Annotated in this window: 10 protein-coding genes; 4 read left to right on the forward strand and 6 right to left on the reverse strand. The window is 67.4% G+C overall.

Annotated features, from left to right (window positions below; all coding sequences use genetic code 11):
• Positions 1-101: 101 nt before the first annotated feature.
• Entirely contained in the window at positions 102-1310 is a 1209-nt protein-coding gene (locus ACI2KK_RS21630) for an efflux RND transporter periplasmic adaptor subunit (protein WP_404670519.1), read from the forward strand.
• A 15-nt stretch (positions 1311-1325) separates the two neighbouring features.
• On the forward strand, positions 1326-4475 hold the full coding sequence (locus ACI2KK_RS21635) for a CusA/CzcA family heavy metal efflux RND transporter (protein WP_404670520.1): 3150 nt from the start codon (positions 1326-1328) through the stop codon (positions 4473-4475).
• Positions 4476-4551: 76 nt separating this feature from the next.
• On the opposite strand, the gene ACI2KK_RS21640 is transcribed toward ACI2KK_RS21635, so the two are convergent.
• From ACI2KK_RS21640 to ACI2KK_RS21660, 5 genes are all read right to left on the reverse strand, one after another.
• Positions 4552-5037 (reverse strand): DoxX family protein, encoded by a 486-nt coding sequence (locus ACI2KK_RS21640; RefSeq protein ID WP_404670521.1) that lies wholly within the window; start codon positions 5035-5037, stop codon positions 4552-4554.
• Positions 5038-5053: 16 nt separating this feature from the next.
• On the reverse strand, positions 5054-5674 hold the full coding sequence (locus tag ACI2KK_RS21645) for a ferric reductase-like transmembrane domain-containing protein (RefSeq protein ID WP_404670522.1): 621 nt from the start codon (positions 5672-5674) through the stop codon (positions 5054-5056).
• Between the two features lie 364 nt (positions 5675-6038).
• A complete protein-coding gene (locus ACI2KK_RS21650; RefSeq protein ID WP_404670523.1) occupies positions 6039-6635 on the reverse strand; it encodes an START domain-containing protein in 597 nt (198 codons plus the stop codon).
• An 87-nt stretch (positions 6636-6722) separates the two neighbouring features.
• Positions 6723-7085: an MmcQ/YjbR family DNA-binding protein gene (locus tag ACI2KK_RS21655; protein ID WP_217884794.1), complete on the reverse strand. Its 363-nt coding sequence runs from the start codon at positions 7083-7085 to the stop codon at positions 6723-6725.
• Positions 7078-7980, reverse strand: a complete 903-nt coding sequence (locus ACI2KK_RS21660) for a LysR substrate-binding domain-containing protein (RefSeq protein ID WP_404670524.1) — start codon at positions 7978-7980, stop codon at positions 7078-7080. Before ACI2KK_RS21660 ends, ACI2KK_RS21655 begins: the two co-directional genes overlap by 8 nt.
• Positions 7981-8115: 135 nt before the next feature.
• Here ACI2KK_RS21660 and ACI2KK_RS21665 point away from each other — a divergent pair, with 135 nt between their 5' ends.
• Both ACI2KK_RS21665 and ACI2KK_RS21670 read left to right on the forward strand, forming a co-directional pair.
• Positions 8116-8727 (forward strand): FMN-dependent NADH-azoreductase, encoded by a 612-nt coding sequence (locus tag ACI2KK_RS21665; protein WP_404670525.1) that lies wholly within the window; start codon positions 8116-8118, stop codon positions 8725-8727.
• A gap of 130 nt (positions 8728-8857) precedes the next feature.
• Positions 8858-9889, forward strand: coding sequence for an alpha/beta hydrolase family protein (locus ACI2KK_RS21670; RefSeq protein WP_404670526.1), 1032 nt, complete (start codon positions 8858-8860; stop codon positions 9887-9889).
• On the opposite strand, the gene ACI2KK_RS21675 is transcribed toward ACI2KK_RS21670, so the two are convergent.
• Entirely contained in the window at positions 9866-11047 is a 1182-nt protein-coding gene (locus ACI2KK_RS21675; RefSeq protein ID WP_404670527.1) for an MFS transporter, read from the reverse strand. The genes ACI2KK_RS21670 and ACI2KK_RS21675 overlap by 24 nt on opposite strands.
• Between the last annotated feature and the right edge of the window lie 248 nt (positions 11048-11295).

Genomic DNA, 11295 nt, shown 5'->3' on the forward strand with positions numbered 1-11295 from the left:
CCCCATCGCTCCCGCGGGCGCAGCTTTCAGCTGCGTGGGAGCGGGCTTGCCCCGCGATGGGGCCCGAATTGCACCTAACGAATTTTCCAGCAGGAGCCCCCATGACCACCCCCCGCAAACTCGCGATTCTCGCCGCAGCCCTGGCCGCCCTCGGCCTTGGCGGCCTGGCCTGGACCGGCACCCTGGGCCAGACCAGCAGCCAGGCCCAGCACGACGACCATGGTGAAGAAAGCCACAGTGAAGAGGGCCATGGCCATGGTGATGAAAAAGCCGAAGCTCATGATGATGACGAAGGCCAACTGCACCTGAGCGCCGAACAGATTCAGGCCGCCGGCGTGCAACTGGCCACCGCCGGCCCGCAGGCCCTGGGCAGCGCCATCAGCTTCCCCGGCGAGATCCGTTTCGACGAGGACCGTACCGCCCATGTGGTGCCGCGCGTTCCGGGCGTGGTCGAGGCGGTGCATGCCGAGCTGGGCCAGGCGGTGAAGCGCGGCCAGGTGCTGGCGGTGATCGCCAGCCAGCAGATCTCCGAGCTGCGCAGCGAACAGCAGGCTGCCCAGCGCCGGCTGGAGCTGGCGCGCCTGACTTTCGAGCGGGAACAGCAGCTGTGGCAGGAGCGCATCAGCGCCCAGCAGGACTACCTGCAAGCGCGCCAGGCCCTGCAGGAGGCCGAGATCGCCGCCGCCAACGCCGGGCAGAAGGTCGCCGCCGTGGCCCCGGCCGGGCGCGGCAACCGCTTCGAGCTGCGCGCGCCGTTCGACGCCGTGGTGGTGGAGAAGCACCTGACCGTGGGCGAGGTGGTGGGCGAGGCCAGCAATGCCTTCACCTTGTCTGACCTGAGCCGGGTCTGGGCCACCTTCGCCGTGGCCCCGCGCGACCTGGACAAGGTGGTCAGCGGCCGCGACGTCACCGTCAGCGCCCCGGACCTGGGGGCCCAGGTGCAGGGCAAGGTCAACTACGTTGGCAGCCTGCTGGGCGAGCAGAACCGCGCCGCTACGGTGCGCGCCACCCTGGCCAACCCCAACGGCGCCTGGCGCCCGGGGCTGTTCGTCAACATTGCGGTCACTGTCGAGCGTTTCGACGCCGCCGTGGTGGTGCCCGAGGTGGCGTTGCAAACCTGGGAGGACAAGACCGTGGTGTTCGCCCGCACCGAGGAGGGCTTCGAGGCCCGCCCGGTGACCCCGGGCCGACGCGATGCCGGCCAGGTGGAAATTCGCGAAGGCCTTGCCGCCGGCACCGTGGTCGCCGCAGCTGGCAGCTTCGTCCTCAAGTCCGAGCTGGGCAAAGGCTCGGCCGAACACAGCCATTGAGTGGGGACGCCTGACATGTTCGAACGCCTGATCCAGTTCGCCATCGAGCAGCGCCTGGTGGTGATGCTCGCCGTGGTGCTGATGGCCGCCGTGGGCATCCACAGCTACCAGAAACTGCCCATCGACGCGGTGCCCGACATCACCAACGTGCAGGTGCAGATCAACACCGCAGCCCCTGGCTATTCGCCGCTGGAAACCGAACAGCGCATCACCTACGCCATCGAAACCGCCATGGCCGGCCTGCCGGGCCTCAAGCAAACCCGCTCGCTGTCGCGCTCGGGGTTGTCGCAGGTGACGGTGATCTTTGCCGATGGCACGGATATCTTCTTCGCCCGCCAGTTGGTCAACGAGCGCCTGCAGGTGGCCCGCGAGCAACTGCCCGAGGGCATCGAGGCGGCCCTGGGGCCGATTTCCACCGGGCTGGGGGAGATTTTCCTGTGGACGGTGGAGGCCAAGGGCGGTGCGCTGAAGGAAGACGGCACGCCCTATACCCCCACCGACCTGCGGGTGATCCAGGACTGGATCATCAAGCCGCAGCTGCGCAATGTGCCGGGGGTGGCCGAGGTCAACAGCATCGGTGGCCATGCCAAGCAGTACCTGATTGCGCCGGAGCCCAAGCGCCTGGCGGCTTACAAGCTGACCCTCAACGATTTGATCGCAGCGCTGGAGCGCAACAACGCCAACGTCGGCGCCGGCTACATCGAGCGCAACGGCGAGCAACTGCTGATTCGCGCCCCGGGGCAGGTGGCCTCGGCCGAGGACATCGCCAACGTCGTTATCGCAAGCGTTGACGGCACGCCGATCCGCGTCAGCCACGTGGCCCAGGTGGGCCTGGGTGAAGAGCTGCGCTCCGGTGCTGCCACCGAGAATGGCCGTGAAGTGGTGCTGGGCACGGTGTTCATGCTGATCGGCGAAAACAGCCGCAGCGTGTCGCAAGCGGTGGCGGCCAAGCTTGACGAGATCAACCGCAGCCTGCCTGAGGGTGTGGTGGCGGTGACCGTGTACGACCGCACCAACCTGGTGGAAAAGGCCATCGCCACGGTTAAGAAGAACCTCATCGAAGGCGCGATCCTGGTCATCGCCGTGTTGTTTCTGTTCCTCGGCAATATCCGCGCGGCGCTGATCACCGCCATGGTGATCCCGCTGTCGATGCTGTTCACCTTCACCGGCATGTTCAGCAACAAGGTCAGCGCCAACCTGATGAGCCTGGGGGCGCTGGACTTCGGCATCATCGTCGATGGTGCGGTGGTGATCGTCGAGAACGCCATCCGCCGCCTGGCCCACGCCCAACAGCACCACGGGCGCATGCTGACCCGCAGCGAGCGCTTTCACGAGGTGTTCGCCGCCGCCCGTGAGGCGCGCCGGCCACTGATATACGGGCAACTGATCATCATGGTGGTGTACCTGCCGATCTTTGCCCTGACCGGTGTGGAGGGCAAGATGTTCCACCCCATGGCCTTCACCGTGGTGCTGGCGCTGCTGGGGGCGATGATCCTGTCGGTGACCTTCGTGCCGGCGGCCATCGCGCTGTTCGTCACCGGCAAGGTCAAGGAAGAGGAGGGCGTGGTGATGCGTACCGCGCGCCGCCGCTATGCGCCGGTGCTGGAGTGGGTGCTGGGCAAGCGCAACCTGGCCTTTGCCGGCGCCGCCGCAGTGGTACTGCTGTCGGGCGTGCTGGCCAGCCGCATGGGCAGCGAGTTCATCCCAAGCCTGAGCGAAGGCGACTTCGCCCTGCAGGCATTGCGGGTGCCGGGCACCAGCCTGTCGCAGTCGGTGGACATGCAGCAGCGCCTGGAAAAAGCCATCATCGAGCAGGTGCCGGAAGTACAGCGGGTATTCGCCCGCACCGGTACCGCCGAGATCGCCTCCGACCCGATGCCGCCGAACATCTCCGACGCCTACGTGATGCTCAAGCCACGCGAGCAGTGGCAAGACCCGGGCAAGCCGCGCGAGGCGCTGATCGCCGAGGTGCAGCGTGCCGCCGCCGGGGTGCCGGGCAGCAACTACGAGCTGTCGCAGCCGATCCAGCTGCGCTTCAACGAGCTGATTTCCGGGGTGCGCAGCGATGTGGCGGTGAAGGTGTTCGGCGATGACATGCAGGTGCTCAACCGTACTGCCGCGCAAATTGCCGCGCGCCTGCAGCAGGTGCCGGGGGCGTCCGAGGTGAAGGCCGAGCAAACCACCGGCCTGCCGGTGCTGACCATCGATATCGACCGCGACAAGGCTGCCCGCTACGGCCTGAACGTGGGCGACGTGCAGGACGCCATCGCCATCGCCGTGGGTGGGCGCAGCGCCGGCACCCTGTACGAAGGTGATCGCCGATTCGACATGGTGGTGCGTTTGCCAGAGCAGTTGCGTACCGATGTGGACGGGTTGTCCGGCCTGCTGATTCCGGTGCCGGCCAGCGCCGCCAATGGCGCCGGGCAGATCGGCTTCATCCCGCTGGGCCAGGTGGCCACGTTGAACCTGCAACTGGGGCCCAACCAGATCAGCCGTGAGGACGGCAAGCGCGTGGTGGTGGTCAGCGCCAACGTGCGCGGGCGTGACCTGGGCTCGTTCGTCGAGGAAGCCTCGCAGGCGCTGATCGACCAGGTGCCGGTGCCGCCCGGCTACTGGACCCGTTGGGGCGGCCAGTTCGAGCAGTTGCAGTCGGCGGCCGAGCGGCTGCGGGTGGTGGTGCCGGTGTCGCTGCTGCTGGTGATGGCGTTGCTGCTGATGATGTTCAACAACCTCAAGGATGGCCTGCTGGTGTTCACCGGCATTCCGTTCGCCCTGACCGGTGGCGTGCTGGCGCTGTGGTTGCGGGATATTCCGCTGTCGATTTCTGCCGGGGTGGGCTTTATCGCCCTGTCGGGGGTGGCGGTGCTCAATGGCCTGGTGATGATTGCCTTCATCCGCAACCTGCGTGAGGAAGGCCGTGGCCTGCGCGCAGCGGTGCAGGAGGGCGCGCTGACCCGCTTGCGGCCGGTGTTGATGACTGCGTTGGTGGCTTCGCTCGGGTTCATCCCCATGGCCCTGGCCACCGGCACCGGCGCCGAAGTGCAGCGGCCGCTGGCGACGGTGGTGATCGGCGGCATCCTGTCGTCGACGGCGCTGACCTTGCTGGTGCTGCCGGCGTTGTACCAGTGGGCGCACCGGCGTGAGGAAGAGCTGGAGACCGCGTGAGCTTCATCGCCGGCAAGCCGGCTCCTACAGGTCAACGTATACCCCTGTAGGAGCCGGCTTGCCGGCGATAGGGCCATCAGCGGTGCTTGAACCAGTGATCCACACTCAATCGCCCAGCCCCCTTCAACAGCAGTGGCAGCAACGCCACCAGATAGATCAACGGCAGCTTGTAGTTGCCATACCCCTGGTCACTGATCGAATAACCGCGGGCCAGCTCCGCCAGGCTCGACCACTCGGCCGGCCAGTGCACGGCCGCGATCGCCACCACGGTCACCACCATCAGCACCAGCGACGCCAGGCGCGTGCCCAGCCCCAGCACCAGCAGCAGCGGGCAGATCAGTTCGGCCCACATCGACAACTGCCAGTTAAGCCCCGCCGGCAGCAGGTTGAACGGGAACGGGAAGTTGCCCTGCAGGTCGGCGAACCAGTTGGCGCCGTTGAATTTTTCCAGCCCCGATTCGAAAAACTCCCAGGCCAGGAACAGCCGCAGCGGCAGGTCGGCGCCCCAACTGCCAAAACGGTCGAGGGTGGTGAAAGGGCGGGTGAGGGTTTGCGTCAGCATGAGCGGCTCCTTGCGGTCAGTGGGCAGGTGAGGGTGTAGCGCCGCGCAGGCGGCGTGCCTGCTTGGCGATGAGTTTGAGCACGATGGCGGCGAACATCAGGGCGAAGGCCAGCGGGTACCAGCCGCCCATGGGGATGCGCTTGTAGAACGACAGGCAGAACACCCCGGCCAGCACCCAGATGCCGGTGCTGTGCAGGCCCTTCCAAAGGCGTGGGCCAAGCAGGCGCGCCGGGGTTTTGAACGAGGTCAGTGCCAGCAGCAGGATGAACAGGTAACCCACCGAGCCCGGGATATTGGCCACGGCGGTGCGCCCGGCCCAGAACAGCTCGGGGAAGCCTTGGGCATACCGGTAGATCAGCACCCCGTGCACCGTGTGCGAAAAGGCAAAGGCCAGGCCCAGGTAGCGCCGCTCGCGCAGCAGCTGGCGGCTGAGGGCACCCGGCAGCAGGGTGACCAGGGCCGAGGCGAGGAAGGTCAGCAAGAACAGCGCGAACGAACTGCGCGCGGTGGCACGGATGGCGCTGCGCAGGGCATCGGCGCTGCCCGCCGGGTAGGCGGCCAGTACTGCGGCGGTCATCAGCAAGGTCAGGGCGGCGAGGCTGAAGAACAGCTTCCAGCCGGTGGGCAAGGCTTTCATTGGTGTGATTCCCGGAGTGCGTGGTGGTAGGCCGGGAGTGTGCGGGGGCGGGGTATCTGCAGTGTGTCGGCGGGGTGGGGGTTGTGTATCGGTTTGTACACCGATTCTGCCGGTGCGCCGCGTCCTCTGTAGGAGCGGCCTTGTGTCGCGAGAGGGCTGCGCAGCGGCCCCTGGGCATCGACTTCATGCACAATCGCCGGGGCCGCTATGCGGCCCTTTCGCGGCACAAGGCCGCTCCTACAGGTAGCGCATAAGCTTCAAGCCTACGCTGTACCTGTAGGAGCCGGCTTGCCGGCGATGAGGCCGGCACTGCCAGCACAAGGCAGTTGCACCTACAGAAGCCGCGTCAAAACAAATCTGCACTTCAGGGCTGGCGCTCAGCCACCGCCCGCAGGGTACGCAGGGTCACCACCGGGGCGTCCACCACGAAACGGTTGGCCAGCCAGCCGGGCACGTCACCGGCAGGGTCGGCCTGCAATTGGTAGGTGACCTCGGTTTCACGCTCCCCCAGGGGCTTCATGATCCATTCGCCACTCAGGTGCTGCACCCGTATCAGGCCCTTTTCTTCGGGCAGCTTGCCGGGGTCGGCGCTCAGGTGGCGCACCAGGGTGCCGTCGTCCAGGCGCTCGGTGCTGACCTTGAGCACCATGTCCCGCGGCAGCGTCGGCCAGGGCAGGTCGGTGGTCAGGTAGATCCAGGTGGTGTCGCCGTCCACCTCCAGCAGGCGCATCTGCTGGCAGGCGTACAGCCACTTGCAGGCCACCCGCAGGTTCTCCTGCAGGTCGGTGAGGGTGCGTACGCTGGCCTTCATGGTGCTGACACCGCGAAACTGCTGGTACGCCGAGCCAGGTGCGGCGCTGAGGTAAACCTTGATGCCTTCGCGGTCGTAGGCCAGGTTCCAGCTGTCGGCGGCCAGCGCGCTGGTGCACAGCAGCAAAAGGGCGAGCAGGGGGCGGTTCATGGTGTGTACCGCTGGCGGTGGGGTGCCATTGAGTATGTGTGGCAAATCGTGGTTGTGCCATTGCGCCCCCCACGCAGGAGCGAAGCCTCAATCCAGCAGCAGGCCCACCTGGGTTCGCTTGGGCAGCCTTCGCACCACCAACTGGTGCGAGCGCTTGAGCAGGTCGGTCAACTCCGCGCGGCCCATGGGGTAGGGCAGCGCCATGCTCACCCACTTGGCCCGCGCCAGGTACGGCGCCGGGCGCACCCCGGGGCGGTCGCAATAACCCAGAAACAGCTCGTCGGCCACCTTGAACGACAGCCCCGCGCCGGCCAGGTCCATGACTGCGAACATCTTGTTGCCGGCCACCGAGAACACCCGGATGCCGCCCCACTTGTAGTCTTCCCGCGCGCCCGGCAGGGCCAGGCAGAAGGCCGCCACCTGGGCTTCGCTCATCGGTTTTTCAGACATACTTTTCTCCACAGGCCTCGAACGAAGCCGCCAGGTGATCGATCCATACCCGCACTGCCGGCAGCAAGCCACGCCGGTGCGGGTACACCGCCTGCAGGTAGCCGCCGGGCAGCGACCAGTCCGGCAGCAGCCGCACCAGCTCGCCACGGGCCAGCTCTTCTTCGCAGAACATCGCCGGCAGGGCGGTAAAGCCAAGGCCTGCGCGCACCGCAGCGTTGCGCACGACAAAGTCGTCGATGGCCAGACGCGGCTCCAGGGCTATGTGCTCTTCACGGCCATTTGGGCCGTGCAGGCGAAAGTGCACCAGCCGGTCAGCCTCGGCCGCGCCCAGCACCGGCAGCCCGGCCAGCTCGGCCGGCTCGCGGATGTGGTCGGCAAAGCCGGGCGCCGCCACCAGTTGCATCTGTGCCTGGCGCAGGCGGCGGGTGACCAGGGTCGGGTCTTCGTCGCCCAGGTCGCGCACCCGCAGGCCGACGTCGATACCTTCGGAAATCAGGTCGACCCGCCGGTTGAGCAGCACCATGTCCAGTTGCACCAGCGGGTACTGGGCCAGAAAGCGGCTGATCACCTCGGGCAAAAAGGCGTGGGCCAGCGCCACCGGGCACGACACCCGCAGGCGCCCGCGCGGCTCGCTGGACATGCTGGCCACCACCTCGTCGGCCATCTCGGCCTCCAGCAGCATGGCCTGGCAGTGGTGCAGGTAGCGCTCGCCCACGGCGGTGAGCTTGAGCTGGCGGGTGGTGCGCTGCAGCAGGCGGGTGCCCAGGCGCTCCTCCAGCTCGGCGATGCGCCGCGACAGGCGCGACTTGGGGATACCCAGCTGGCGGCCGGCGGCGGCGAAACCACCGGCCTCGACTACGCGGGCGAAGTAGAACAGGTCGTTGAGGTCTTGCATCGGCGGCGGCTCATTGTTCCATCAGTGGGACAAACTAACGCATTTTTGCCTGCTTATCAGCCATTCGCTGTGCCGGTAGGATTCTCCCCATCGTGATCGCTCAACGCCGCGGTCTTCAAAACACAGGAGAGTCCCATGAAACTGTTGCACATCGATTCGAGCATCCTCGGCGACAATTCCGCCTCCCGTCAGCTGAGCCGCGAAGTGGTCCAAGCCTGGAAGGCCGCCGACCCGAGCATCGAAGTGATCTACCGCGACCTGGCCGCCGACGCCATCAGCCACTTCTCCGCCGCCACCCTGGTGGCTGCCGGTACCCCGGAAGAAATGCGCGATGCCGCCCAGGCCCACGAAGCCAAGCTCAGCGCCGAAACCCTGGAAGAGTTCCTGGCCGCCGACGCGGTGGTGATCGGTGCGCCGATGTACAACTTCACCGTGCCCACCCAGCTCAAGGCCTGGATCGACCGCGTGGCCGTGGCCGGCAAGACCTTCCGCTACACCGAGGCCGGCCCGGAAGGCCTGTGCGCTGACAAGAAGGTGGTGCTGGTGTCCACCGCCGGTGGCCTGCACCACGGCCAGCCGACTGGCGTTGGCCATGAGGACTTCCTCAAGGTGTTCCTGGGCTTTATCGGTATCACCGACCTGGAAATCGTCCGCGCCCACGGCCTGGCCTACGGCCCTGAGCACCGCGCCAAGGCCATCGACGCCGCCCAGGCGCAGATCGCCGACGAGCTGTTCACTGCTGCCTGATCCCGCAGTTGTAAAAAAGCCGGCTGTCGCCATGCGCCAGTCGGCTTTTTTTCATGCTTTTTTCATGCAGTGCCTGCACCTGCGGTTCTAAGCTCAGACATACCTGCGCCCAAGTGGGGGAGCCCCTCCCATGAACCGACTGCAAAACCTCTTTGCCCTGCTGCTGTTCGGCGGCCTGCTGGCCAACGCCGAGGCGGCGTCGTGGTCGGCCGGCCTTCACCGCCTGACCCTGACCGACCCGGTAGACGCAAAACCCATGCAGGCGCTGGTGTTCTACCCCTCCAGCGGCGAGGCGCACCCGCTGCGTATCGAGGGATACCAGACCCGCGTTGCCGAAGAGGGCCCGGTGGCCCTTGGGCAGTTCCCGCTGCTGGTGATCTCCCACGGCAACACCGGCAGCCCCATGGCCCTGCATGACCTGGCCAACGGCCTGGCGCGCCAGGGTTTTGTGGTGGTGGCGGTGGTGCACCCTGGTGACAACAGCCGCGACCACAGCCGCCTGGGCACCCTCAGCAACCTGTATGGCCGGCCGTTGCAGATCAGCGCGGCGATCACCGCAGCGCGAGATGACGCGCTGCTGGCTCCGTACCTGAACGATGGCAAGGTGGGGGTGATCGGTTATTCCGCCGGGGGCGAGACGGCGTTGATCTTGTCGGGCGCGCAGCCAGACCTGGACCGTTTGCGCCGCTACTGCGAAGAGCGCCCGGACGATGCCGACGCCTGCAAGACCCACGGCGTGCTGATTGCCGACCACAGCGAGCTTACGCCCCGGGCCGACCCGCGGGTGGGGGCGGTGATGCTGATGGCGCCGCTGAGCCTGATGTTCGGCCGCCACGCCCTGGCCGGGGTGCAGGTGCCGGCGCTTATCTACAGTGGCGACCATGACCAGTTGCTGGCCCTTGAGCACAACGCCGATGCCCTGGCGCGCAAGCTGCCGGTGACCCCGGACTACCGGCTGTTGTCCGGCGCCGGGCACTTCGTGTTCATGGCCCCGTGCGACGACGAGCAGCACCTGCGCATGCCGGCGCTGTGCAAGGATGCCGATGGCGTCGACCGGCGCATCATCCACCGCTCGCTGCGCAGCGAAACCACCGCGTTCTTCAGCCAGGCGCTGGGCGCGCCGGAGCCGGCCGAGCGCTCAGCGGCGACGGGCGAGCAGTAGCGTCAGCCCCACCCCTGACAGCGCCAGCAGGGCCGCCACGGCAAAGATCGAGGCATAGCCCAGGTGCACCGCCACCGCGCCCATCAGCGGGCCGGCAATCGCCAGCGCCAGGTCGAAGAACACCGCGTACGCGCCAAGCCCGGCGCCACGGCTGCTGCTGGGCACCTGGCGGATGGCCTCGACCCCCAGCGCCGGGTACACCAGCGACAGGCCGAAGCCGGTGAGCCCGGCACCGACCATTGCCCACAGCGGCGAGGGCGCCAGCCACAGCAAGGTCAGCCCCAGCACCTCGGTGGCCATGCAGGCGATGGCCACGTTGTAGCCGCCAAAGCGGTTGACCGCGTTGACGAACAACAGCCGCGAGACGATAAAGCACACGCCGAAGGCGCTCAGGCACAGGGCCGCGCCGCTCCAGCCGCGTTCCAGGTAATACAGGGTGACGAAGGTGGTCAGGGTGCCGTAGCCGATGGAGGCCAGGGTCAGCCCCAGCCCGCACGGCGCCACCCGGCCGAACGCCGACCAGAACGCCAGCCGTTCGCCGCGCACCACCACCACGTCGGGTCGCGTGCGCAGCGCCAGCAGGGCGAGCAGGGCCAGCAGCAGCAGCGCCGGGCCCAGCACCACGAAGTGCACCGCATCCACCAGCAGCACGCCCACCGGGGCGCCGATGGCGATGGCACCGTAAGAAGCAATGCCGTTCCACGAGATCACCCGCGCGGTGTGCTCCGGGCCCACCTGGCTGATGCCCCAGCTCAGCGTGGCCACGCCGATCAGGCCCTGGGCGATGCCCAGCAGCAGGCGCCCGCCCAGCAGCAACAGCAGGCTCAGCCAGGGCAGGGGCAGGGTCCAGGCCGACAGCAGGGTGAGCACGCCGCAGCCGGCAATGCCAAACAACCCGTAGCGGATCGCCCGCTTGCCGCCAAGGGTGTCGGCCACGCGCCCGGCAAAGGGCCGGCTGAGCAGGGTGGCGAGGTATTGCAGGCCGATGGTCAGGCCGGCGATCACCGCGCCGTAACCGAGCTGGTCATGCACGTGGCCGGGCAGCACCGCGATCGGCAGGCCGATGCAGAGGAAGGCGATGAAGGTATAGAAGACGATGGAGAGGATTTGCAGCGTGATGCCACGGGTGTGGGCTGGGGCGGGTTCTGGCGCGGTCATGGGCTCGTTCGCGGGGTAGGCGGTTGGGCGTACGGGCAATCATGGCCGTTGTGCGGCGTAAAAGAAAGCAGGCTAACGAATTATTCGTCGGGTGGTGCCAGGCATCGGTGATCTGTAGGAGCCGGCTTGCCGGCGATGAGGCCGTCACAGGCAATGGATGGCACCGGCGTTGCCGGTGATCGCCGGCAAGCCGGCTCCTACAGGTTGTCGATACCCCTGTGGGAGCGGGCTTGCCCCGCGATGGCTGG

Origin of the sequence: Pseudomonas sp. NPDC089406, assembly GCF_044900265.1 — a bacterium.
GTDB lineage: Bacteria > Pseudomonadota > Gammaproteobacteria > Pseudomonadales > Pseudomonadaceae > Aquipseudomonas > Aquipseudomonas fakonensis.